19 protein-coding genes, 1 tRNA gene and 1 CRISPR repeat array are annotated in these 25,630 nt (G+C 59.5%); of the genes, 9 read left to right on the forward strand and 11 right to left on the reverse strand.

Annotated elements, in window-relative coordinates:
* The first annotated feature begins 253 nt into the window (after positions 1 to 253).
* From EP30_RS07780 to EP30_RS07815, 8 genes are all read left to right on the forward strand, one after another.
* Positions 254 to 1,309, forward strand: coding sequence for a hypothetical protein (locus tag EP30_RS07780; protein WP_140557585.1), 1,056 nt, complete (start codon positions 254 to 256; stop codon positions 1,307 to 1,309).
* 230 nt (positions 1,310 to 1,539) lie between these two features.
* A complete protein-coding gene (gene cas9, locus EP30_RS07785; protein ID WP_140557587.1) occupies positions 1,540 to 4,986 on the forward strand; it encodes a type II CRISPR RNA-guided endonuclease Cas9 in 3,447 nt (1,148 codons plus the stop codon).
* 21 nt (positions 4,987 to 5,007) lie between these two features.
* Positions 5,008 to 5,913, forward strand: coding sequence for a type II CRISPR-associated endonuclease Cas1 (gene cas1 / locus EP30_RS07790; RefSeq protein ID WP_140557589.1), 906 nt, complete (start codon positions 5,008 to 5,010; stop codon positions 5,911 to 5,913).
* Entirely contained in the window at positions 5,910 to 6,242 is a 333-nt protein-coding gene (gene cas2 / locus EP30_RS07795) for a CRISPR-associated endonuclease Cas2 (RefSeq protein WP_140557591.1), read from the forward strand. The genes cas1 and cas2 overlap by 4 nt, the downstream gene beginning before the upstream one ends.
* Positions 6,243 to 6,292: 50 nt before the next feature.
* A CRISPR array of direct repeats spans positions 6,293 to 7,480; the repeat unit is 36 nt; unit sequence CAAGTCTATCAAGAGGGGTGAATGCTAATTCCCAGC.
* 87 nt (positions 7,481 to 7,567) lie between these two features.
* Positions 7,568 to 9,325 carry a type VI secretion protein ImpB gene (locus EP30_RS07800; protein ID WP_140557593.1) on the forward strand — a complete coding sequence of 586 codons (1,758 nt, stop codon included), beginning with the start codon at positions 7,568 to 7,570 and terminating at the stop codon, positions 9,323 to 9,325.
* Positions 9,322 to 9,513: a hypothetical protein gene (locus EP30_RS07805; protein ID WP_140557595.1), complete on the forward strand. Its 192-nt coding sequence runs from the start codon at positions 9,322 to 9,324 to the stop codon at positions 9,511 to 9,513. The genes EP30_RS07800 and EP30_RS07805 overlap by 4 nt, the downstream gene beginning before the upstream one ends.
* Positions 9,514 to 9,848: 335 nt before the next feature.
* Positions 9,849 to 11,051 carry a pyridoxal phosphate-dependent aminotransferase gene (locus EP30_RS07810; RefSeq protein ID WP_140557610.1) on the forward strand — a complete coding sequence of 401 codons (1,203 nt, stop codon included), beginning with the start codon at positions 9,849 to 9,851 and terminating at the stop codon, positions 11,049 to 11,051.
* Positions 11,052 to 11,094: 43 nt separating this feature from the next.
* Positions 11,095 to 11,907 (forward strand): methyltransferase domain-containing protein, encoded by an 813-nt coding sequence (locus tag EP30_RS07815; RefSeq protein WP_258185429.1) that lies wholly within the window; start codon positions 11,095 to 11,097, stop codon positions 11,905 to 11,907.
* A 71-nt stretch (positions 11,908 to 11,978) separates the two neighbouring features.
* Here the strand turns inward: EP30_RS07815 and EP30_RS07820 are convergent, their stop codons facing one another.
* From EP30_RS07820 to EP30_RS07865, 10 genes are all read right to left on the reverse strand, one after another.
* The gene (locus EP30_RS07820) at positions 11,979 to 12,500 is read right to left on the reverse strand and encodes an NAD(P)H-dependent oxidoreductase (protein ID WP_094662063.1); all 522 of its coding nucleotides are present in this window, start codon (positions 12,498 to 12,500) and stop codon (positions 11,979 to 11,981) included.
* 150 nt (positions 12,501 to 12,650) lie between these two features.
* Positions 12,651 to 13,067 carry a PIN domain-containing protein gene (locus tag EP30_RS07825; protein WP_094661840.1) on the reverse strand — a complete coding sequence of 139 codons (417 nt, stop codon included), beginning with the start codon at positions 13,065 to 13,067 and terminating at the stop codon, positions 12,651 to 12,653.
* A complete protein-coding gene (locus tag EP30_RS07830; protein WP_094661838.1) occupies positions 13,057 to 13,350 on the reverse strand; it encodes a type II toxin-antitoxin system RelB/DinJ family antitoxin in 294 nt (97 codons plus the stop codon). The genes EP30_RS07825 and EP30_RS07830 overlap by 11 nt, the downstream gene beginning before the upstream one ends.
* Positions 13,351 to 13,521: 171 nt before the next feature.
* The gene (locus EP30_RS07835; protein WP_140557596.1) at positions 13,522 to 14,499 is read right to left on the reverse strand and encodes an aldo/keto reductase family protein; all 978 of its coding nucleotides are present in this window, start codon (positions 14,497 to 14,499) and stop codon (positions 13,522 to 13,524) included.
* A 225-nt stretch (positions 14,500 to 14,724) separates the two neighbouring features.
* Positions 14,725 to 18,447: a phosphoribosylformylglycinamidine synthase gene (locus EP30_RS07840; RefSeq protein ID WP_140557598.1), complete on the reverse strand. Its 3,723-nt coding sequence runs from the start codon at positions 18,445 to 18,447 to the stop codon at positions 14,725 to 14,727.
* A 74-nt stretch (positions 18,448 to 18,521) separates the two neighbouring features.
* Positions 18,522 to 19,271 (reverse strand): phosphoribosylaminoimidazolesuccinocarboxamide synthase, encoded by a 750-nt coding sequence (gene purC / locus EP30_RS07845; protein ID WP_094661832.1) that lies wholly within the window; start codon positions 19,269 to 19,271, stop codon positions 18,522 to 18,524.
* Between the two features lie 193 nt (positions 19,272 to 19,464).
* Positions 19,465 to 20,760, reverse strand: coding sequence for a formate-dependent phosphoribosylglycinamide formyltransferase (purT, locus tag EP30_RS07850; RefSeq protein WP_140557601.1), 1,296 nt, complete (start codon positions 20,758 to 20,760; stop codon positions 19,465 to 19,467).
* 118 nt (positions 20,761 to 20,878) lie between these two features.
* Positions 20,879 to 21,082, reverse strand: coding sequence for a hypothetical protein (locus tag EP30_RS07855; RefSeq protein ID WP_094661828.1), 204 nt, complete (start codon positions 21,080 to 21,082; stop codon positions 20,879 to 20,881).
* A 309-nt stretch (positions 21,083 to 21,391) separates the two neighbouring features.
* The gene (locus EP30_RS07860; RefSeq protein ID WP_140557603.1) at positions 21,392 to 22,414 is read right to left on the reverse strand and encodes an endonuclease/exonuclease/phosphatase family protein; all 1,023 of its coding nucleotides are present in this window, start codon (positions 22,412 to 22,414) and stop codon (positions 21,392 to 21,394) included.
* 194 nt (positions 22,415 to 22,608) lie between these two features.
* Positions 22,609 to 22,681: transfer RNA gene (locus tag EP30_RS07865), tRNA-Arg, on the reverse strand.
* 194 nt (positions 22,682 to 22,875) lie between these two features.
* Here EP30_RS07865 and EP30_RS07870 point away from each other — a divergent pair.
* Positions 22,876 to 24,702: a long-chain fatty acid--CoA ligase gene (locus tag EP30_RS07870; RefSeq protein WP_140557606.1), complete on the forward strand. Its 1,827-nt coding sequence runs from the start codon at positions 22,876 to 22,878 to the stop codon at positions 24,700 to 24,702.
* Positions 24,703 to 24,775: 73 nt separating this feature from the next.
* On the opposite strand, the gene EP30_RS07875 is transcribed toward EP30_RS07870, so the two are convergent.
* On the reverse strand, positions 24,776 to 25,630 hold an 855-nt coding region (locus EP30_RS07875), incomplete at its 5' end, for an SPFH domain-containing protein (protein ID WP_140557608.1).

Here is a 25,630-nt window from a genome sequence, read left to right on the forward strand (position 1 = left end):
GAATGTGGATGCGATCGTGTCAATTCGTGGTGGGAATAACGATCGCATTGACGTGATTCAGCGTCATTGTGGTGATTTAGCCACAGGCATTCATGTGGAGATTGCCCGCGGAGGAACGATCATGATTGCCAGGGATCTTCCGGTGCCAGAGGGACTCCGTTCCAAAGTGCTGCGAGTGAGACTCAACGGACGGTGTCTAAGCGTGCATGTCCCGTCTCGGGAGGTTATGGATGGTGAAGGTGCCAGTGAATCGGTGACGTCTGAAACACTAGGGCATGACTATTGCGGCAGTCTTGATATTGGTGACATCTTCGATCTCCGTGACAATGCGTTGCGTTCGCGTTTTCGTCTCTATGGGGGCGTGCGAATCCCCGCCGGCGGTCGTGCCACGGTTCGTGCCGTTCGTCAGTATCTGACCTGCGGGACGGGACAGGCCGATCCTCGTGTGCTGCAAACCGTCGGCGGAGAGCCAATCGTGGACCGTGACTGCATCTGGCTGTCCATGACCACTCGCGGTTACATGCGTGTCGAAGACAGCTGTCAGGGCGTGTACGAACTTGATCTGCGTTCTTTCCGTCTGAAGCTGGTCTCCATTCTGGCTTTTCGCCCGAGTCCCGATGACCCGATCGATGGCCATGACCTGAGTAGTACCGATCGTCAGTGGCATGCTGCCAGTCTTTTGTATGACCGTGACAAAGATGGGTGGCTGTTCACAGTCACCTCGCACGGGGATGATCATGGGCTGTGGCAGGGGACTCTGCCGCGTGATCCGCGTGATGGCGGGTTCATGGAGGTTCAAGCCTCGCGAATGCACTATCGATCCATCGGCAATGAGGAGGATTCGCATATTGTCCGTGACCAACGGACCGGGGAATGGCTTATGACCTATGTGCGAAGAAACCTCAAACTGGACAAGTACGAGACCTTCCTTGCCCGCTCCGATACATGGAATGGAACATACACCGACATTGCCGGTCCGTCTGACGCACAGACCGGTCCGATCCTGCAAACGGTCGACGGACGGAGATACGTCTTCGCCGGGCTGGGCGACAGCGGACGATTCGTTGCGATGGATCCGGATGACGGTCTGCGCAGGATCGGATTCCTGCATCTCGATCAGGAGCCGGACGGCAGAAGTGTGTGGCCATTGGTGGTGCCGTTGCCGGATTCATCGGAGGACGCTGACGGTCGCCGTTGCCTGCTGATCTCATTCAACCGCGATCCCAAGCTCGGTCAGACCCCGACCGGTAGAGACTCCTACGGCGACGTGCTGATCTATGATTCCGTCGAAAAGGAGAGGAATCGCTGACGTTTCGTACGACGAACTTTCGTCTGCTCGTTTCTCATGATCAACTGTTCCGTTCTCCGAGTGTCATTTCGTTCCCGTGAGTTATATTGAAAAAGCTAATTCTCAGTAAGAGCGGACTCGTTAGCCGCTTTGAATGCTAAGCAGATTTCTGCAGGGGCAGGTCGAAAGACCTGCCCTGTTTTGTTTTTCAGCCCCTATCGTGCATAATGAAATCAGCGAGGAGGCTATAGATGATTAAACAACCATACAAATTGGGCATTGATGTCGGACTCAACTCAGTAGGCTTGGCAGCAATTCAGGTCGATGACGAAGGCATGCCGGTTCGTATTCTGAATATGCAGAGTGTCATTCATGACGGTGGTGTTGATCCGGAGAAGAACAAGGAAGCGATCACCCGCAAAGCACAATCGGGTGTTGCTCGACGTGCGCGCAGAATGAAGCGACGTCGTCGTGCGAGGTTGAAAAAGATCGACACGCTACTTGAGGCTGCGGGTTACCCCATCATCGATCCAGAGTCATTGACTGGCCCGTTTGAAGAGTGGCATGTTCGTAGCAATCTGGCGACACGTTTCATTGACGATGACGAGATACGCAAGGAGGACCTTTCTATTGCGATTCGTCATATGGCTCGTCACCGTGGCTGGCGGAACTCATACAAGCGAGTTGATTCTCTGCTTGTGGATAATCCGTATTCAGAACAATGCGAAGAGCTGTTCCGCCGTGCCGAGGAGAGAGCGGGAGAGCCTCTGCCTGAGGATTGCACTCCTGCTCAGGCAGTGTGCTTGGTTCTTGCTAACGGATTCGCGGAGGCTCCGCGGTTGCGGACCAAGGTGAACTCGGCAGAAAAGGTAGCCGTGGAAGGCCTGTTGCCGGTTCGTCTGATGCAAGAAGACAATGCGAATGAGCTGAAACGTATTTTTGCGGTGCAACGAGTTCCTCGAGACGAATGGCTTCCACTATTCCGCGAAGTATTCCACGTGATATCGCCGCGCGGTTCGGCTGAATCCCGTGTCGGCCGCGATCCACTGGCTCCAGGCAAACCACGTGCGTTGAAGGCGTCTCTGGTATTCCAGCGGTATCGCATCATTAATGTCATCACCAATCTACGAGTCGTGGAGCATGGCGCTGAACGACCTCTGACGGTGAGCGAGAAGAAAACGGTATTTGATAACCTATGCTCGCCTTCAAAGGATGACATTACATGGGCTGATGTGGCTGATCTTCTAGGGATGAAACGATCGCAAATCCGCGGAGTGGGCAAGTTGACGGAGGATGGTGACGAGCGTATTGCCACGCGTCCTCCACGTCTGACCTCCATCCAGCGGATATACGATGCTGATGCGAAGATTCGCAAACCGTTGTTGCGTTGGTGGAACAATGCGCCTGAAGCCGCTCGGGAAGCTATGATTCGGTTGCTCACCAATACGGTAGACGTCGACCGAGTTCGCGACGATCTTGATTATGCTGAGGCCATTGAATTCATCGATGAGCTTGATGACGATGGTCTGACCCGTCTGGACTCCATTGACCTTCCGGCTGGTCGGGCCGCATATTCGGAAGACACGTTGGTGAAACTTACCGAACGCATGCTGAACACGGATGATGACCTGCATGAAGCGCGAAAAGCGATGTTCGGAGTATCCGACAATTGGCGTCCACCAACTGATCCGATTGGTACGCCTCTCGGCAATCCGGCCGTGGATCGTGTGTTAAAGATCGTGAATCGGTATATCGTCAACTGTCAGCAGCGATGGGGCGACCCTGAATCGGTGCAGATCGAGCACGTCAGGAATGCTCTTGGGTCCGTTGCATCGGCTCGGAAGGACAAACGCGATTATGAGCGGCAGAATGAGAAGCGGTTCGGATATCGGCAGGACCTTGAAGGACAACTCCGTAAAGGCGAGAATCTTGAAAGCGTAAGAAACTCTGACCTTCGACGGTTGGAAACCGTGCAACGGCAAAACGGGCAGTGCCTGTATTGCGGTGCGGGAATCACTTTCCGTACCTGTGAGATGGACCATATTGTTCCGCGTAAGGGTGCGGGATCCACGAATACCAGAACGAATCTGGCCGCTGTCTGCGCAGAATGCAACCGGTTGAAGTCAAACATCCCCTTTGCGGTGTGGGCGCGGACCTCTGCAGCGCGCAGTAGGGGAGTGAGTTTGACTGACGCAAAGCACCGTGTTGACATGTTCCTTTTTGATCCCAGATCTGATAACCCCCGCGAGCAGCGCGCATTCAAGCAGGGCGTCAAAGGACGGTTGGAACAGACCGAAGCGGATCCCCCGATCGACAATCGTTCGATCGAGTCGGTGGCTTGGATGGCGGATGAGCTGCATCGTCGTATTGATTGGTACTTCAATGCAGCAAGTTATCAGAATGTGAATTCTTTCGGTGAAGTCATACCAGCGAAGGTTCAGGTTCGCGTCTTTCAGGGAAAGGTTACGGCGCTCGCACGTAGGGCCAGTGGTATCGAGGGAAGAATCCACTTTATTGGTGCTCATGCAAAAACGCGGTTGGACCGTCGTCATCATGCGGTTGACGCCGCAGTCATTGCGATGATGTGTCACTCTGTGGCCCAGACTCTGGTGGAGCGAGACTCTATGCGATCGGCTCAATTCCTTACGGGAGTGAGACCGGGTGAAGTTCATTGGAAGGATTATCCGGGACCATCGGATAGCGGTTACGGTGTGTATCATCGTTGGCTGGAATCCATGGAGCGACTGCTGCTTCTTATGAACGATGCCTTGGATGATGACCGTATTCCAGTCGTTCAATGGCAGCGGTACTCTCTTGGCAATTCCATCGCCCATGATGCCACCATTCACAAGCTGCTGAGGGTGCGTTTGGGAGATGCTATGGAGGCGGATTTGATTCGTCGCGCATCTACACCGGCACTGTACTGTGCTCTTACGAGGTTGCCGGACTATGACTCGAAGAAGGGGCTCCCTACTGATGATGCGCGTCACATTGTAGTCAATGGTGAACGGTTAGAAGCTGATGACTGTGTTGGATTTTTTGCGTCTAATGCGGCTCAGATCGCCGTGCAAGGCGGATCCGCTGACATCGGTTCCACCATTCATCACGCGCGCGTATATAAATGCTGGACGACGAACGCGAAGGGTGTTCGAAAGTACTTCTTCGGCATGATTCGAGTATTCCAGACTGATCTGATGCGCTCTCGGCATGAGGACCTGTTCTCTGTGACTCTTCCTCCTCAGACGATCTCTATGCGGTATGGAGAACCGAGGACTGTGAAAGCCGTACAGGAAGGCCGAGCGGAGTATCTGGGATATCTGGTCGTCGGCGACGAGATCGAAGTGGACTTCTCGAATACGTCTACGAACGGACAGATTGATGAATTTATTCGATTCTTCAGTGAATTGGACTCCCTGACAGAGGAATTATCCTATACCCGATGGGTTTTGGATGGTTTCTTTTCTTCAACAGTTCTAAGACTGCGGCCGAGAATGATTTCTTCAGAGGGCTTGGAGAAGCTGTCTGATGTAAGGAATCTGAAAATTCCTCAGGCTGTCATCAAAATATTGGATAAGGGTTGGCTCCCCTCGGTAGGGCCGATTGGTCAGTATCATCCACGCATCATTCGCCGTAACGCATTCGGTGAGCCGCGATGGTCGTCATCCTCGGGTCTGCCGACTTCTTGGTCATGGAATTGACGACGTTGAAATGAGGTAATCATGCAGAGCCAGTGGCGAGTGATCGATTGCACCGATCTTGAAGGCCGTATCTCGTATGTTCGTGGCAATATGCGGATACGCAAGGATGGCGAAGACGATGTGGCAGATATCCCACTGGCTCAGACTGCTGTCGTTCTGCTGGGGCTTCGTGTGTCGTGTTCGGCATCAGTGTTGCATGAGATGGCACGATTCGGCGTGTCCGTCATGCTGTGCGACTGGCGTGGAGTGCCCGATGCGGCACTTCACGCGTGGACCGATTTGCCGACGACCGTTACGCAACGTCAGCTTGCTCAGGTGGGCATGTCGGTGCCGAGGAAGAAGAACGCGTGGGCGCGTATCGTACAGGCGAAAATTCGGGGACAAGCGGCGTGCCTGGACGCTCTGGACATTGATGGAGGCGGCGTTATCCGCGGAATTGCAGCTGCCGTGCGTTCCGGTGATCCTTCGAACTGCGAGGGACAGGCAGCTCGTGAGTATTGGAAACGTGTGTTTCCGAAAGATACTTCATTTTCCCGAGTACCTGGCAAGGGAAGCGGAAGGAACGCACAACTGGATTACGCATACATGGTCTTGCGCGGGTTCACAGTCAAAGCAGTTATTTCAGCAGGTTTGATTCCCTCGATTGGAGTGAATCATCGTGGCAGAGGAAACTATTTCTGTCTAGCGGATGATTTGCTCGAGGTATACCGTCCCGCTATCGATTATGCCGTTGCGCAGCTTTCCGCTACTGATTCGCTTGAAGATAGAGCCGTGAAGAAGTACCTGGTTGATTCGGTGAATCAGCAGTTCAATGGCAGTGGTTTGACCATACCGAGTTCCTTGAATGACTTCTCCCAACAATTTGGTCTGTACTGCGAAAAGAAGATCGATCGATTGCCGGTACCTGAGTATGTGGGTGTGCCATGAAGACGGATGAGGATAGTGGTGGCATGTGGTGCTTGGTCATGTTTGATCTTCCTGTGAAGACAAAACGTCAGCGAAAAGTTGCGGCTGACTTCCGTAATCTGTTGTTGGACATGGGATACTGCATGGTGCAGTTCTCCGTGTATGCTCGATACACTCCGACTCAAGCAGGTAACCGTGCAACGGTCCGTGCCATTAAGGAGAATCTGCCGTCTAAAGGTATGGTCCGCATTCTGCACATCAGTGATCATCAGTGGTCGTCAGCTTTGCGATTTTCCAGTATGCAGAGGGATGAGTCTGAGGAAACGCCTGATGTCTTCACGCTTTTTTGAGCGTAGGATCCCCTGAAAACCTTGAAAAATAGCCCCTCTTGACTGGCTATCAAGTCTATCAAGAGGGGTGAATGCTAATTCCCAGCGCATCGCGCAGCACGTCCTCACGGCTGGCAAGTCTATCAAGAGGGGTGAATGCTAATTCCCAGCTATTGCGGTTCTTCGGTTTGCCGCATGTCAAGTCTATCAAGAGGGGTGAATGCTAATTCCCAGCCGTACCTATGTCGTAGAGAATGAGGCCCCAAGTCTATCAAGAGGGGTGAATGCTAATTCCCAGCGGGTGACGCCGTTCACGCTGGCCGTCGGCAAGTCTATCAAGAGGGGTGAATGCTAATTCCCAGCCGGCAGGCGGATGTGGGCGGTTTCCTGTCAAGTCTATCAAGAGGGGTGAATGCTAATTCCCAGCCCTGCTGCGCCAGACGGCCGGCGGGATGCAAGTCTATCAAGAGGGGTGAATGCTAATTCCCAGCTACAGGTACCGTCCGTACACGCACACCTCAAGTCTATCAAGAGGGGTGAATGCTAATTCCCAGCGGATATCATCTGTCAGTCGCGTAAATGCCAAGTCTATCAAGAGGGGTGAATGCTAATTCCCAGCGAAGACGGCGACGACCGCTGTCACGGTGCAAGTCTATCAAGAGGGGTGAATGCTAATTCCCAGCGTAGACCTAGAACCTCAAAACCTGTATACAAGTCTATCAAGAGGGGTGAATGCTAATTCCCAGCAGATCGACGAGTTTGCGCAGAACGTTGGCAAGTCTATCAAGAGGGGTGAATGCTAATTCCCAGCGCAAAAGAAAAGGCGCAACCCCCGGAAGCAAGTCTATCAAGAGGGGTGAATGCTAATTCCCAGCCCTCGCGCGCATCCCCCTATCGATCTTCCAAGTCTATCAAGAGGGGTGAATGCTAATTCCCAGCCTCGATATCGAGACGTGTAAGGTGATAGCAAGTCTATCAAGAGGGGTGAATGCTAATTCCCAGCAAATCGTCGAACGCGTCAGCCACACGCCCAAGTCTATCAAGAGGGGTGAATGCTAATTCCCAGCATTCTCAACGCGACATCCAACGTCATATCAAGTCTATCAAGAGGGGTGAATGCTAATTCCCAGCGTTGGGGCTTAGGTGTTTCAACAGTTCACAAGTCTATCAAGAGGGGTGAATGCTAATTCCCAGCACCGGTTGGTTGGTTGGATGTATGACGTCAAGTCTATCAAGAGGGGTGAATGCTAATTCCCAGCTTTAATCATCAAAGCAGGCTATCAGTGAGGATAGCAGAAATCTCGTCAATGTTATAATCGAACAGATGTTTGAATGACGGAGGTGTGATGATCGGCGAAACGACACGTGAGACGACAAGGAACGCACATCGCACCTACATTGCCATTGATCTCAAGTCGTTTTATGCGTCGGTCGAGTGTGTGGCGCGGAAACTGGATCCACTGACCACGAATCTGGTGGTGGCGGACGTGTCGCGCACCGAGAAGACGATCTGTCTGGCGGTGTCGCCGTCGCTCAAGGCATACGGGCTGCCCGGTCGTGCCCGACTGTTCGAGGTTGTGCAGAAAATGCGGCAGATCAACGCGGATCGTCGTCTTCAGGCACCGGGAAAACGACTGGTCGGCGAATCGGTCAACGCCAACGAACTCGCCGCGAACCCGAATCTTGCCGCCGGATACATCGCCGCCAAACCGCGCATGGCCCACTATCTTGACTGCAGTGCCAAGATCTACGGCATCTATCTCCAATACGCGGCGGCCGAGGACATCCACGTCTATTCGATCGACGAGGTGTTCATCGACGCCACCCGCTATCTGCGCGCCGCCGGTATGACCGCGCACCAGCTGGCCATGACCATCGTGCGCGACATCCTCGCCCAGACCGGCATCACCGCCACCGCGGGCATCGGCACCAACCTGTACCTTGCCAAGGTCGCCATGGACATCGTCGCCAAACACATGCCCGCCGACCGGGACGGCGTGCGCGTGGCCGAACTCGACGAGCACTCATACCGACGACTGCTCTGGTCGCACATGCCGCTCACCGACTTCTGGCGAGTAGGCCGCGGATACGCGCGCAAACTCGAAGCACACGGGCTCAACACCATGGGCGACATCGCCCGATGTTCGCTTGGCCGCGCATCCGACTACTACAACGAGGACCTGCTCTACCGGCTCTTCGGCGTGAACGCGGAACTGCTCATCGACCACGCATGGGGATGGGAACCATGCACCATCGCCGACATCAAGGCATATAAGCCGGCCGACACCAGTCTGAGTTCCGGTCAGGTGCTGCAACAGCCGTACGATTACGCGCATGCGCGACTGGTGGTCAAGGAGATGACTGATCTGCTCGTGCTTGAGATGGTGGGCAAGGGATTGGAAACCGACCGCGTGACATTGGCGATCGGGTACGACGTCAGCGGCGTGGCTCCGAAGCGGTCGACACAGTCGGCACAGTCGTCACTGCCAGTGCAATCGGCAGAGCGCGCAATCGACGGTGGGCCCACCAAAATCGACCGATACGGCAGAACCGTTCCCAAACCCGTGCATGGTTCCGCTGATCTCGGCGGATACACGTCGTCCACTCGCCGGATCATCGCCGCCATGACCGACATCTTCGAGCGGATCGTGGACCCGAACCTCGCCATACGTCGCATCACCGTGGTCGTCGAACGACTGCATCGGACCGGAGAGCCTCTGCCGGCAAACCGCCGATACGAACAGCCGAACCTGTTCTCGGCCATGGGGGACGAGGATGACGAGCGCGCACAAGCTGCTAATACGTCGGTGGAAAATACGCGCAATGCCGTCGACCGCAATGCCGTCGACCGCAATGCCGTCGACCGCGGTGCCGCCGACAAACGCGTGATCGTCACGAGCGCCAGGACCGCTAAGGCCTCTGGAATCACCGGACCCGCAGACACAGGTTCCGGAGCCGACGAGGATCGCGAGCGCATCATCCAGCAATCATTGCTGGATATCAAACGCAAATTCGGCAAGAACGCCGTGATCAAGGCCATGAACCTCGAAGAAGGGGCCACCGGTCGTCTGCGCAATAGTCAGATCGGAGGCCATGCGGCATGACATTCGCCGAAACCCATCGCTACGATGACATCATCGACCTGCCGCATCACCAGTCGTCGCGTCACCCGCACATGTCGATGCACAACCGCGCGGCCCAGTTCATGCCGTTCGCCGCGCTCACGGGCTACGACGAGGCCATCGCCAAGGTCGCGGCACGGGTGCGGAATCAGGATGATGAGCAGATCTAGGTCATGTGCCGCACACTCTTCGAATACCGATTCGCTGAGTGCGCGATGAATTGGAACGACCTACGATTGTGCGCATCCGATAATCAATTCCTATAACAACGCCGATGCGAAATACTGTCGAAATGGGTATATTCAAGCGCGGTTTTGCCGGTAGGGGAGGAAGCATCATGTCCGTATCACAGAACGAGTCGCAGCGCTCGCAGCCCCAATCGAGGTCCCAGTTAGAGCCCCGCGACGGTCATGCGCCCCGCGCCGGGCACGCAAACCAGACGGTCCAATGCCCGGTGCCGTTCGCACCGATCGCCGAGTCGATTCCACCCAACGTGTTCGCCGTCATGGATCGCAAGGTGGCGCAGGCCGTGGCCTCGGGTGCGGACGTGATCGACCTCGCCAAGGGCAATCCCGACGCTTACCCGGTCGCCTTCATCCGCGACGCCGCCAAACGCGCCGTCGACGATCCAGCCAACGCCCGATACACTCCGTTCGACGGCAAGCCGGCCTTTCTTGAGGCGGCGGCGGACTGGTACCGCTGCGTGCATGGCGTTGCGCTGGACTGGCCCACGCAGCTGTTCGCCGTGGAAGGCGCGGTCGACGGACTGGCGGGACTGTACGCGATTCTCGTGGATCGTGGCGATGCCGTCGCGTTCGTGGATCCCTACTATCCCTCCTACCATTGCATGGCCGTGATGCATGGGGCGCATGAGGTGCTGCTGCCCGCGCTCGCCGATCGTGGTTTCCTGCCCGACCTTGACGCCGTTCCCGCGGAGACATGGGATCGGGTCAAGATGCTGGTGCTCAACTATCCGAATAATCCCACCGGCGCACAGGCTCCGTTGCAGTTCCTTCAGCGGGCTGTTGAGTTGGCGCATGAGCATCGTTTCGTTATCGTGCACGATTACGCTTACGCGGGGCTGGGTGTGGGTGGTGATGCCCCGGGCGCGCAGCAGTACAGCATTCTTGAGGTGCCTGGCGCGTTCGACGTGGCGGTGGAGGTGTGCTCGCTGTCGAAGATGTATGCGATGGCGGGTTGGCGTGCCGGATTCGTGGCCGGCAATGAGGCTGTGATCGCACGTCTGAAGCTTTACCACTATCAGATGGGATCCATGATCACCGGCAGCATTCAGGACGCCGGCGTTGTGGCGCTGCGTTCCGACCAGTCGTGCGTCGCCGAGCTCGCGCAGCGGTATGCGGCGCGTCGGCGTATCGTCGCCGACGGTCTGCGTGCGGCGGGATTGGATGTGTTCGATTCGGCCGGTGGGATTTACGTGTGGGCCCGTGTGCCTGAGTTTGGGTCGGGCGCGGCTGGGGCTGGGCATGACGGCGAGAGCGAGCGCGGCGTCGGCAACGGTAACGGCGGCGAGAACGAGCGCGTCTGGACGGGCGAGCGTCTCGCCGACCATCTGCTGTCCGCCGCGTCCGTCGCCGTGCTGCCGGGCACCTGTTTCGGCACGGTCGGCCGTGACTACATCCGTCTCAGTCTGCTCAAATCCGAACCCGAACTGCGCGAAGCCGTCCGTCGCATCGCCGCCGCATTATGAACCACACGGCGATGCTCGAAATGCGGACGCATTTATGGACATCGTGCTGCGGAAGATTAGCGTGAATCGCATGGTCACTTGGGATTCCGCGCAATATCTTCGGTTCAGGAACGAGCGCACGCAGCCGTCGCGCGATCTGGCGATGCAACTGCCCGCCGATGACGGTACGGTCACGCGGGTGCTTGACATCGGCTGCGGTCCGGGCAACAGCACCGCCGTGCTACGTGAACGCTACCCGCACGCGCATATTCTAGGCGTTGACAGTTCACCGGAGATGATCGACGCGGCAAAGGCCACCCATCCGGACATCGAATTCGCATTATGCGATGTTTCACGTCAGGACCAGCTGGACGCATTGCCGCATGATTTCGACGTTGTGTTCTCCAACGCGTGCATCCAGTGGGTGCCCGATCACGCGCATCTGATCCCCGCGATGCTGGGGCTGCTGCGGAAGGACGGTACGCTCGCCGTGCAGACGCCGATGAACTACGAGGAGCCCATCCATCGGATCATCGCTGAGATCGTCCATTCCGCGCAATACGCCGACCGTCTGCCGCAGCAGCGGGAGTTCTTCAACCTCACCCCGCCCGAATACTGGGAGCTCTTGCATCGGCATGCCGCGAGCTTCCGCATGTGGACAACCACATACATGCATACGTTGCCATCACACGAAGCCATCATGGACTGGTATCGGGGCACCGGTCTGCGCCCCTATCTGCAGGCGATGCCCGACGACGCCGAACGGGCAGCATTCGAAAAGCAGGTATTCGACCGCGTTCGTGACGCCTATCCCGTGCAATCCGACGGCAGTATCATCTTCCCGTTCCCGCGCTTCTTCTTCACCGCGATCCGATAGCGGTCGGGCGGCGGGTGCTCAACCGTTATCGGATCGGTTTCATGATCATGGACACGCAGCCGCGATCGCCGCTACGCGAGCAACGCCTCGCGGTAGCGCTCGGCGGCTGCGGCGAGCGCGTTGTCGTCGAGTTCCATCGCGCCGAAGATGACGAACGGTTCGCGCCAGACGGCGTGGGTGTATCGGGCCATCATCCGGTACGGTGAAAGAACTTCATCCATGGTGGCACCGTCGTTCTCCGCCTGGTATTCGCCCGTGTCTCCTCCCGCGGTGGTGACGACCATGATCTCCTTGCCGTTCAACGCCTCGCCGTCGGGACCGTACGCCCAGCCGTAGGCGAGGACCTTGTCCTCCCATTCCTTGAGCAGTGCGGGCGAGGAGTACCAGTAGAGCGGGAACTGCAATACGATGCGGTCATGCGCTTCGACGAGCTGCTGTTCAGCGGCTACGTCGATCACTCCGTCCGGGTAGAGCGCGTATTCGTCGCGTACGGTGATGTCGGGCAGTTCGGCGGCGGCCTGCGCGAGTGCCTTGTTGGCGCGTGATTGGCCGTTCAGGTCTGGGTGGAATACCAGTACCAGTGTCTTGGTCATGATCATCGTCCTTTCGGTTTCGGGAACGTTTCCAGTGCCGCTGTCGGGCGGCGGCAACGCCGTTCCCATTATCTATCGTCCATTCGCAGTGACGATCATCTACACCTGCAGATATCGATTGGAATGTTCCCGTTCGAGGTGGGAGATGGATCAGGAGAACAGGTGTAGGTATCGTGCGGCGGTCAGGGATTTTACGGGGGAGTGCGAGAACGCTTCGGAATCGCGGGTGATGATGAAGTCCATGTCGTTCTTTTCCGCGGCGGCTCGGATCAGGCCGTCTTCAAAGTCAGGTTCGTCCGAATAGGCCGAATCTCGGCACTCCTCCTGTCCGACCGGCAGCACCGTCAGCAGTATGAGGAACTGTTTGATGAGTTCCCTGCATTCCGGTTCTCCCAATGGTTTGCGGCATAGATAGTAGAAATCCTTCAATGAGCCGGATGTCGTGTACCCGAGCACGTCGGAAACGGCGATTTTCCTCATCAGGCCATCGGCCGAAGCATGTTCTGGTCGTCCCTCAACCGCGTAGTCGATGAGTACATTCGTGTCGAGCAGCAGTCTAGATGGCACGGTTCTCCAACTCCTCACGCATCTCCTCGTAACTCATGGTGTCGAGCGCCGTACCGTGCGGCAGTTCGGCAATCAGATGCTGTGTTTTCTCGTAGGCTTGCAGCCGTGCCTGTCGACGCATGTTATCCGAGTCGGTGAATTCGGGCACCACGCCAGTGTTGGCGATGCTTTCCCACAGTCGGCGGATGAGCTCGTTGGGCGTCAGGCCGGCCTCTTTGATATAAGCGTTGGCTATGGTCTTCGTATTGACGTCAACGCTTGCGGAAACGGTTGCCGTAGCCATCGCGGAACCTCCTGTCGATCATCTTGCTATCAACTATAGATAGGATGATGTCGGTCCGTCAACAATGAGTGGCAAAGGCTGAAGTAACTGTTGCCGGGCCGGCATCCCGACCCGGCAACGGCACGAGGCCAATCGTCTTCGCACAGCGTATGATGTGCGAGAACGACCGCATCACCCCACGTGGCGTTCGAAGCGGTGGAATCCGAGGATCTCCTCGATCTTGGCCATCGCATCAGCGGGGATGGTCAGGCCGGATGCCTTGAGGTTGCTTTCCAGCTGGCTCGGCTTGCTGGCACCGGCGATCACGCAGCTGATCTCCGGGTGCTGCAGGATCCACGCCAGCGACAGCACCGCCAGACTCACGCCAAGCTCGTCGGCCACCTTGCGCAGTCGCTCCACCTTGTCCAGGTTCTCGTCGGTGAGCAGGTCGTTGATCTGATGATCGGCCTGCCATGTGGCGCGCGATCCGGTGGGCAGCGGCTGACCCTTGCGGTACTTGCCGGTGAGCAGTCCCTGCGCGAGCGGTGAGAACGTGGTGATGCCGATGCCATGGCGACGGCAGACGCCCATGATCTCGTGCTCGATGTACCGGTCGATCAGATTGTACTGCGGCTGGACCACGGTGATCGGGTAGAGGTTGTACCGGTCGATGATGCGCTGCGCCTCCTCGAGTCGGGCGCCGCCCCATTCCTCCGAAACGCCGTAGTACAGTACCTTGCCCTGCGTCACGAGGTCGCTCATCGCGCGCAGCGTCTCGGTCAGATCGGTCGTCTCGTCGAAACGATGACAGTAGTACAGATCGATGTAATCGGTCTGCATGTTCTTCAGCGTCTGGTCGATGCTTTCGAAGATGTGCTTGCGGCTCAAACCACGGTCGTTCACGCCGGACCCGGTGGGGAAGTAGACCTTGCTGGAGATCACGAGTTCCTTACGCGGAAACTGCTTGAGCGTTTCGCCGAGGAAGCGCTCGGCGTCGCCGCCCGAGTAGGCGTCGGCGCAGTCGAAGAAGTTGATGCCGGAATCGTAGGCGAGACGGACGATGTCACGGGCAGTGTCGATTTCCGCGGTGTCGTTGAGCTGCGTGACCCAGCTGCCCAGTGCTATCTCGCTGATCTTCAGCCCCGATTTGCCTACGCTGCGATATTTCATATGGACTCCTTGGGTGATTCTACGTTTTGTAATCGGTTACAAAACTAGATTATGTCTTCAAGTCCACTTGAACGCAAATGCGTAGGCGAGCAATGGGAAAACGGCAGGAAGCGGGGCGGCAAGAAACGGAAAGGGTGTGGAACCGCAGCGGATTCCACACCCTTTCCAATGCAGTCGACGACTCGACTATGTCAATCTATCGGACTATCGGGCCCCGTATCGGGGTCAGGCGGCGAAGTACTCCACACCGGCCTCGAACAGCGGCTGGTACTTGTCGCCGGGCACGTTCACGTAGAGTCCGTTGCCGGAACGCTCCGAGTGGCCCATCTTGCCGAACACACGGCCGTCGGGGCTGGTGATGCCTTCCACCGCGAGCAACGATCCGTTCGGGTTCACGTCCAGATCCATGCTCGGCACGCCGTTCTCATCCACGTACTGCGTGGCGATCTGGCCGTTGGCCTTGAGCTGTGCCAGCACCTCGTCGGAAGCCACGAAACGCCCCTCGCCGTGGGAGATCGCCACCGTATGGATGTCGCCGACCTCGGTACGGGACAGCCACGGGGACAGATCCGAAGCCACACGGGTGCGCACCAGACGGCTCTGGTGACGGCCGATGGTGTTGAACGTCAGCGTCGGGCACTCGGCGGTCATCGGAACGATGTCGCCATACGGCACCAGACCCAGCTTGATGAGCGCCTGGAAGCCGTTGCAGATGCCCAGCATCAGACCGTCGCGGTTCTTCAGCAGGTCGCGCACCGCCTCGGTGACGGCCGGGGCACGGAAGAACGCGGTGATGAACTTCGCGGAGCCATCCGGTTCGTCGCCGCCGGAGAAGCCGCCGGGGATCATCACGATCTGGCTGCGCTTGATCTCCTCCACCAGAGCCTGTGTGGACTCGGCCACGGCTTCCGGCGTGAGGTTGTTCACGATCAGCGTGGTGGCATCGGCACCCGCGCGCTCGAACGCGGCGGCCGTGTCGTACTCGCAGTTGTTGCCGGGAAACACGGGGATGACCACGTGCGGCTTGGCGACCGGAGCGCCCACGTACACGGTCTTCTTCGAGGCGGTGAAGCTCACGGCCTCGACGGCGTCGCCATGACCACGGTAGGGGAACACATCTTCCATGCCGTGCTCCCAGGCCTCCTGCAGCACGGCCAGATCAAGATCCTCGCCGGCGGCGTGCAGCATGTAATCCTCGGTGGTCTCGCCGATCTTGCCCATGCACACGAGGTTCGACACCGCGGGCAGCTTGCCGTTGTCGACCAGCTCCACGATGAAGCTGCCGTAGGCCGGGGCGAACAGATCATCCACGGCGATCGCATCGTCAAGCGCCACGCCGATGCGGTTGCCCAGCGTGTTCTTGAACAGCGTCTCGGCAGTGCAGCCGTAGCCCGGCGTGGACACGGACACGACCTGACCGTCCTCGATCAGGTCCTCAACCGCGGCCAGCACCTCGATCAGGCTTTCCGGGTCCGGGGTCAGACCATCGGCCTGGTAGCGCGGTGCGATACGCACCACGGGGTGACCGGCCTGCTTGAACTCCGGGGAGGTGGCGCGGTCCATCGGACCGACGGCCACGGCGAAGCTCACCAGCGTGGGCGGCACGTCAAGATCCTCGAAGCTGCCGGACATGGAGTCCTTGCCGCCGATCGCACCCACACCAAGGTCGATCTGCGCCATGAGCGCACCGAGCACGGCGGCCATCGGCTTGCCCCAGCGCTTCGGATCCTCGCGCAGTTTCTCGAAGTACTCCTGGAACGTGAGGTAGGCGTCCTCACGGCGGAAGCCGGCGGCCACCAGCTTGGAGATGGATTCCACCACCGACAGGTACGCGCCGGTGAACTGGTTCTTCTCCATGATGTACGGGTTGAAGCCCCAGGCCATCGCGGACGCGGTGGTGGTCTCGCCGAACACCGGGAACTTGGCGACCATGGCCTGCGACGGGGTGAGCTGACGCTTGCCGCCGAACGGCATGAGCACGGTGGCCGCGCCGATCGTGGAGTCGAAGCGCTCGGACAGGCCCTTGTTGGATGCCACGTTGATGTCGGTGACCAGATCGCGCATGCGATCGGCGAGCGTGTCCCCCTTCCACGGGGTGGCGTAGGTGCCGCCCTGCTCCACGTGCGCGTCCATGTACTTGGGAGCGCCGTTGGAGTTGAGGAACGCACGGCTCAGATTCACGATGGTGTCGCCGTTCCACGTCATGACCATGCGCGGATCCTCGGTGACGGTGGCGATGACCGTGGCCTCGAGGTTCTCCTCGCGGGCGTAGCCCAGGAACTCGTCCACGTCGTCGGCGGCCACGTCCACGGCCATGCGCTCCTGCGATTCGGAGATGGCCAGCTCGGTGCCGTCAAGACCTTCGTACTTCTTGGTCACCTTGTCGAGATCGATGGTCAGACCGTCGGCGATCTCGCCGGTGGCCACAGACACGCCGCCGGCACCGAAGTCGTTGCAGCGCTTGATCAGACGGCAGGCGTCACCGCGACGGAACAGTCGCTGCAGCTTGCGCTCGATCGGGGCGTTGCCCTTCTGCACCTCGGCGCCGCACTCCTCAAGGGAGTCGATGTCGAGCTGCTTGGAGGAACCGGTGGCGCCACCGATGCCGTCACGGCCGGTACGACCGCCGAGCAGGATGATCTTGTCGCCGGGGGCCGGGGTCTCGCGACGCACGTGATCGGCCGGCGTGGCACCCACCACGGCGCCGATCTCCATGCGCTTGGCCACGTAGCCGGGATGGTACAGCTCGTTGACCTGACCGGTGGCCAGACCGATCTGGTTGCCGTAGGAGCTGTAGCCGGCGGCCGCAGTGGTGACGAGCTTGCGCTGCGGCAGCTTGCCCTCAAGCGTCTGCGAAACCGGCACGGTCGGGTCGGCGGCACCGGTCACACGCATAGCCTGATACACGTAGGAACGGCCGGACAGAGGATCGCGGATGCAGCCGCCGATGCAGGTGGCCGCGCCACCGAACGGCTCGATCTCGGTGGGGTGGTTGTGCGTTTCGTTCTTGAACAGGAACAGCCAGTTCTGATCCTCGCCGTTCACGTCCACCTTCACCTTCACGGTGCAGGCGTTGATCTCCTCGGACTCGTCGAGGTTCTTCAGCACGCCCTTGGCCTTGAGATACTTGGCGCCGATCGTGCCCATATCCATCAGGCACACGGGTTTGGCGTCGCGGCCCAGCTCATGGCGGATGGCCATGTACTTGTCGAACGCGTCCTTGACCACGGCGTCGTCGATCTCGATGTTCGTCAGCTGGGTGCCGAACGTGGTGTGACGGCAGTGATCGGACCAGTACGTGTCGATCACCTTGATCTCGGTGATGGTCGGGTTGCGCTTCTCCTCGGAGAAGTACGCTTGACACACCTTGATGTCGGCGAGATCCATGGCCAGACCACGGTCGGCGATGAACTGCTCCAGACCGGCCTCGTCCAGATCGAGGAAGCCGTCGATGACCTCCACCTTGCCGGGCACGGCCACATCCATCTTCAGGGTGTCGCGCGTGGCGAGCGAGGCCTCGCGGGCCTCCACCGGGTTGATCACGTAATGCTTGATCGTAGCCACATCCTCATCGGTGAGCGCGCCCTCGAGCACGTACACCTTGGCGCTGCGCACATCGGGGCGCTCGCCCTGGCTGATCAGCTGGATGCATTCGCTGGCGGAGTCGGCGCGCTGGTCGAACTGGCCGGGCAGGAACTCGGTGGCGAATACCTTGGCGTCGCCGAAGTCGGGAAGGTCGGAGAACACGTCGTCCACCTGCGGCTCGCTGAACACCACGGGCGTGGCCTCGGCGAACAGTTCCTCGCTGATGCCCTCCACGTCGTAACGGTTGATGATGCGAAGTCCGGTCAGCGCGTCGATGCCGAGGATCGTGCGCAGTTCGTTGCCCAGCTGCTGGGCCTCCACGTCAAAGCCGTGCTTCTTTTCCACATAGATGCGAAAGACCACTGCGGTTTTTCCTTATCAGACTCGTGTGGCTCCCCTCGATGGGAGGGGAGCCACGATAAACGGTTGGTTACGGGTTACTTGACTTCGATGCCTTCGGACTTGGCCAGCTCGGCGAGGCGGGACTCGATCTCCTCATAGGCGGGGATGATCGAACCCAGACCGCGGCGGAACAGGTCCTTGTCCAGATGCTCGACCTTGCCGCTGTGATCCTTCTGATCCCACAGGCGGCAGGAATCCGGGGTGATCTCGTCGGCCAGCAGCAGCGTGCCGTCGGAGGTGCGGCCCATCTCGATCTTGAAGTCCACGAGCTTGACGTCGATCTTCGCGAAGATGTCGATCAGAGCCTCGTTGATGCGACGGGCGAGCGGAGCGATCTCGGCGAGATCCTCACGGGTGCACACGCCCAGGGCGACCAGATCGTCGTCGTTGACGAACGGATCGTGCAGATCATCGTTCTTGAGGAAGTACTCGAGCACCGGCTCCTTGAGCGGCAGGCCCTCCTCCACGCCAAGACGGGAGCAGAAGTGACCGGCGGCGGTGTTGCGCAGCACGATCTCCAGCGGGAACATGTCCATCTTGCGCACCAGCTGGGCGGTATCGTCCACGCGCTTGACGAGATGGCTGTCGATGCCGCGCTTCTTGAGCAGATCGAAGATGATGGTGGTGATCAGATTGTTCAGACGACCCTTGCCGGTGAAGTCCTCCTTCTTCTCACCATCGCCAGCCGTGGCCGTGTTCTTGTACTCGACCCAGAGCACCTCGGGATCATCGGTTGCGTACAGCTGCTTGGCCTTGCCCTCGTAGAGCTTTTCCAGTTTCTCCATCATTGCCTTTCTCACAACGGTATCTCACAGCGTTATCGGAGTGGAAACTTGGGGTGAATGATCGTTTTCACAGTATCAAGCGGCGGCTACAAAACCAAAGGAACACCGATGCCGCGCCACCGCCATGCGGCATCGGTCCCACAATGCGATCAGAGCAGCGGAACGTCGATCAGAACACGCCTCAGAACACGCCTCAGAACACGTCGATCGCGAGTGCGTCCGCCACACGTCCGGCCTTGGCCCGCGCGTCCTGCTCGGTATCGGCCACGGCGAGCGTCACGGCCATGCGTCGATGACCGTCAACGCCGGGCTTGGCGAAGATCCGCAGGTCGGTGTCGGGCTCGGCGAGCGCCTGTGCGATCGAACCGAACGTCACCTCGCCCTTGCCGGACACGACGATCGCATGGCTGGCACCCACCGTGGAGGGATCACGCAACGCCACGGATCGGGCGGACACGGGCACGCCGAGCACGGCGCGTGCATGCAGTGCGAATTCGCTGAGATTCTGCGAGATCATGGTGACCATGCCGGTGTCGTGCGGACGGGGGGAAACCTCGTTGAACAGCACGCGGCCGTCGACGAGCACGAACAGCTCCACGCCGTAGACGCCCCAGCCGGTCTCGCCGTTCCGGCGGGCGATGTCGACCAGTCCCTGCACCATGCGCACGGCGTAGTCGTCGGCCTTGATGCGCACATCCTCGGGAATGGGGGAACCCTGCCAGGATTCGCGGTAGTCGCCGTTCTCCTGACGCTGGCCGATCGGCGTGCACGCCACGATGCCCGACGAGGACGCGACGGTGAGCACGGTCAGCTCGTAGTCGAGCGGGACGAACGCCTCCACCACCACGCGGCTGACGGTGTGCTCCTTGGCGGTGCGGCCTTCGGTCTGTGCCACATGCCAGGCGTGGGCTACGTCCTCGGGCGCGCGCATCACGGACTGGCCGTGGCCGGACGAGCTCATCACCGGCTTGACCACGCAGGGGAATCCGACTGCGGCGGCACCGGCGGCCAGTTCCTCTTCGGAGTCGGCGAAACGATAGGGGGTGGTCGGCAGGTCGAGTTCCTCGGCTGCGAGACGGCGCAGGCGCTCGCGGTCCATGCAGATCTGGGCGATCTGGCAGCTGGGCACCACCTGCACGCCGTTGTCCGCGGCGCGGGAGAGTTCCGCGGTGGCGATGGCTTCGACCTCGGGGATGATGATGTCGGGCCTGACGTCGGCGATCAGTGCGTTGAGTTCGGTGGCGTTGGCCATGTCGAGCACACGGGATTCGTGGGCCACCTGCTGGGCGGGGGCGCCGGCGTACGAGTCGGCGGCGATCACGCGTGCGCCGAGACGCATGAGTTCGATGGTGATCTCCTTGCCCAGTTCGCCCGAGCCGAGCAGCAGCACGCGCGTGCATGGCGCGGATTCGCCGAGCGGGGAACCCAGAGGGCGGTTGGGGATTGCGGTTGGGGAGACGGATTCGGAGACGGGATTCGTATCGGTCATGACTCCATTGTGCAATGACCGGTCGAAGATGGCCGACGACCGTTTGATCGCGAACGAAAACGCCGACGGGGTCACGTGGACCGCCGTCGGCGAAAGGGTGAATAACGACTATCGGGAATCAGATGCCGAAGACTTCCTTGGCGACCTTCTCCAGGGTGTCGCCACCCAGCTCGGCGATGTCGTTCTTGGTGGCATTGATCTTGCCCAGAGCCTCGTCGGCCTGCTCGTAGGTCCAGTCCAGACCGGCTTCCTTGGCAACGGCCAGCACGTCATCCACGATAACGACGTTCTTGAGCTTCTCGACCAGTGTCTTCTCGTCCATGAGAACTCCTTTTTTCACATATTGTTCATCATGCCGTCCCTGCGATCGCGGCGGGCGTTGTCGTCGGACCGAGCTCACAAAACCGGCAATTCCTGTAGTAATCCTCTTTCCTCTGCTTGTAAAGTCGATGCCCACGTTTGTCTCGTGGTTTTCTGGTATTCCCGTCCAAGGGTTCTGGGTATATCCGGACTCGAGAAATGGGTTCCGGGTATACCCGTATCACGAGGACCTCGAATAACGGTCCTTCATGACATGGAAATACCCAGAGTCGGTTATATGGGCCGGTTCGACCCAGTGTCCGGATTCCGATCAGGACACGCGAATCGTGCCGAGCAGCGCGGCGTGGTCGGTGCCGTCCACCTTGACGTTCTTCAGATCCGATGCGACGAGCCCCTTGTCGAGCACGATGTGATCGATGGAGAACATCATGGGCAGATATGGCCGGTCACTCGGCCAGGAGAACGTGAATCCATGACCGGCCTGCCGCGCGGCGTCGGTGAACCGATCTCCGAGCATGTCGCGGAACGGCGCATGATCATAGGTGGCGTTGAAGTCGCCCATGATCACGTACGTGGTGTTGGACCGGCTGTCCAGCGCGCCGATCTCATCGATGCTGCGCTTCCATAGATTCCAGTAACGATTGACGGGGGAGGTGGTGTGCACGGACACGAATCGCAGTGCCTTCCCATTGGAAAGGCTCACCGTGCCGGCCGGCATGAACGATGCGCTGGAGTTGACCTCGTCCTTGACGGTATCGGCGAGCGGGGTCGCCGACCATACGCCGTTGCCGTACTTGCCGTCGGCTGACGCGGTCTTGGCATAGGGCAGATAGTCGGCGATGCCGGCCTTGTTCAGCTCGTCCACGAACGCCGCGGTGGTTTCCTGCAGGGCAAGCACCTGGACGTGTTCGTCCCGCACAAGACGCACGATCTGCCCGGCGTCGGCCCGGCCCTTGTAGACGTTGCAGGTCATCACGCGCAACATCGTCGCATTTCCCGACGACCCTGACGCCCCCGATGCGTCCGACGACGACGAGTTCGACGAGTTCGAGCCGACCACGCTGGAGAAGAACGGCCCCTGCCAGTACACCTGCGCACCCAGACACGCCACCATGAGCACGATGATGAGACGCCGTCGGCCGAGCAATGCGAACAGCAGCGCCAATGCGGCGGTGAGTGCGAACCAGGGCGTGGCGGCGACGATGTTCGGCACATAGGGGATGGTCGACATGCCGATTGGCAGCAGACGGGCCGCAGTGCCGACCGCCGTGACCGCGGCGAGGATCACGGCCAGTGCCGTGCAGAGTATCCTGCCCATCGCGCCTTTGTTCATCGATACGCCATCCTTCGGATTAGAGACATCGGATTGCCGGGTTGCCGTTCGTAGAGCTGCCGGTCCGGTTTCGTACCCGGACCCGCCTGCCGCATATCGCGTCACGCAGCGTCACGCGCGTCACACAGTGGTGGCATGGTGATGCATTGCAAAAGAGCCGAAGACCATAACCATGATCTTCGGCTCTTTCTCTGTGCCCGAGATGCGATTCGAACGCACGACACCCGCTTTAGGAGAGCGGTGCTCTATCCCCTGAGCTACCCGGGCAACGGCGTTCCACTATACCGTATGCAGGCGAAAACGCGAAATGAGCGCGGCGTCGGGCAGATCTCGCGGTGGGTGTCACGTTCGGTGTTTCGCGGTGTCGCGGCCGGTGTGGAAGGACGACGTTCTCCGCGGTTTTGTCGGTTGTGCTGATAGTGTTCTAATCAGTGGCGCATCTGACCAGACAAGGGAGGAACATGCGTAAGGAAACCCATAGGCCGGCTCTCGTGGACGTGACCGGTTCGGAGACCATTTTCTCGATCCTCGACGAGCGCGCGAACCGTGCCCCCGGCGACTCGCTGGTGGAGTACAAGAACGCCGACGGTTGGCAGTCGTTTTCCGCGGCCGAGTTCCGCGACGAGGTGATTGCCCTGGCCAAGGGGCTGATCGCCAAGGGCGTGATGAAGGGCGATGCCGTGTCGATCCTCTCGCACACGCGTTGGGAGTGGACGGCGCTCGATATGGCGATCATGTCGATCGGCGCGCTGACCATCCCCGTGTACGAGACCAACTCCGCGGCGCAGATCCGCACGATCTTCAACGACTCCCGCGTCACGCTCGCTTTCGCCGAGGACGACGGCCAGCGCGACAAGATCGACTCCGTACGTGACCAGTGCGCGTATCTTACGGACGTGTACGTCATCGATCTCGGCGCGATCGATACGATCAAGGAATTCGGCCGTGGCGTGAGCGACGACGAGTTCCGCGAGCGTGCGAACGACGTGACCGGTTCCGATCTGGCAACCATCGTGTACACGTCCGGTTCGACGGGCACGCCCAAGGGCATCGAACTGACGCATACCAATTTCTATTCCATCGTCGCCAACGGCAGTGAGACCATGGATGACGTGGTGATGAAGCCGGGCCGTCGCCTGCTGCTATTCCTTCCGCTGGCGCACGTGTTCGCCCGGTACATGCAGTTCGTCTGCTTCTACGGCAACGTGACGCTGGGATTGTCGAGCAATCTCAAGACGATTCTCGCGGACTTCAACGCGTTCAAGCCGACGTTCATCCTGGCGGTGCCGCGCATTTTCGAAAAGGTGTACAACGCGGCCAGTCAGAAGGCCGGTCAGGGCACGATGGGCCGCATGTTCGCCCGTTCCGCCGACGTGGCGCGCGAATGGTCTCGTGAGCAGCAGAAGGCGCTGGAGACTGGCGGTCGCATCCCGCTGTGGCTGAGCGTGAAGCATCTGGCGTACTCGAAGCTCGTCTACACCAAGATTCTCGCCGTGTTCGGCGGCAACGTGGAGTACGCGATCTCCGGCGGCGCCCCGCTCGATGCGTCGATCGCGCATTATTTCAACGGTCTGGGACTGCCCTTGCTGGAGGGGTATGGCATGACCGAGACCTGCGCCCCGGCGTGTGTGAATCCGACCGTCGGCTATAAGATCGGCACGATCGGTTTGCCGATGGCCGGCATGAGCTTCGGCGTGGACGACGACGGCGAGCTGTGCATCAAGGGCGACAGCGTGTGCGCGGGCTACCACAATCATCCCGAGATCACGACGCAGCAGATCGTGGACGGCTGGCTGCACACCGGCGATCTGGGCGACATCGACGCCGACGGGTTCATCAAGCTCACCGGACGCAAGAAGGATCTCATCATTACCGCGGGCGGCAAGAACGTGAGCCCCGGTGTTCTCGAGGCGTCGGTGATGAGCTCCCCGGTGGTGGCCCAGTGCGTGGTGATCGGCGACCGCAAGCCGTTCATCGCCGCGCTGATCACCATCGATCTGGCTGATGCGAACGCCTGGCTCAAGTCGCAGGGTGCCGAACAGGTGGCCGATCTTGATGAGGCCGCGCACAATCCGATCATTCACTCCGAGGTGGAGCGTGCGGTGGATGCGGCCAACGATCTGGTCTCCCGCGCCGAATCGATCCGCAAGTTCGTGATCCTGCCCGACGAGTTCACCGAGGAGAACGGCATGACCACGCCGTCGATGAAGGCCAAGCGCGCCGTGATCGTGGACCATTACCGCGATCTGATCGATAAGGTCATCTACGTTCCCCGCAAGAAGAGGTGAACGCAGGCGGCTCCCTGCATCAATCCTCGAGTTGTGATTGATACAGGGAGCCGTATTGCTTCATTACTTTTTATTACTTCGTCTTGCCCGCGCCGTACGCGTCCGGACCCGTGTACTGCGATGTCAGCAGCGCGTTCGTCACCTCATCGTAGAGGTTCTTGAATCCGGCGGGCGTACTCGCTGGCAGCACCACGGTCTTGCCGTTCGGCGACTCGGACAGCGAGCGCATCACGTCGAGATACTGGTTGAACATGACGATCTGGTTCACCTCGGCGATATCCATGCCCACATCCTGCAGACTCTTGATCTGGTCGACGATACCGTTGGCGATCTCACGACGGTAGTTCGCCTGGCCCTCACCCTGCAGACGCACCTTCTCGGCGTCGGCCTGAGCCTGCGTTTCGATGGCGATGCGTTGGGCCTCGGCACGCTGGCGCGTGGCCTCCTTCTCGCGCTGGGCCGCGTTGATCGAATCCATCGCCTGCTTGACCTGTCCGGACGGGTCGATCGCGGTGATCAGCGTCTTGACCACGGTGAAGCCGAACCGCTGCATCTCATTGCCTACCGTCTGCTGCACGTCAAGCGCCACATTGTCCTTGCGGGCGAACGCGTCATCCAGCGTCAGGGCTGGGATTGCGGAACGCAGCGCGTCCTCCATGTAGCTGCGCAGCTGTGCGGCCGGGTTCTGCAGCTCGTAGTAGGCCACGGCCACGTTCTTCGCATCCACGCGGAACTGAGTGGACGCCACCACGGTCACGAACACGTTGTCCAGCGTCTTGGTCTCCAGCTTCACGTCCAGCTGGCTCACGCGAAGGTTCATCTTCTGTGCGATCCGATCAATGATCGGGATCTTCACATGCAGACCTGCCGTGGACACGGTGTGGAACTTGCCCAGACGTTCGATTACATATGCGTTCTGCTGCGGCAC

The organism is Bifidobacterium sp. UTCIF-39, from assembly GCF_006408715.1.
Taxonomy (GTDB): Bacteria; Actinomycetota; Actinomycetes; order Actinomycetales; family Bifidobacteriaceae; genus Galliscardovia; species Galliscardovia tissieri.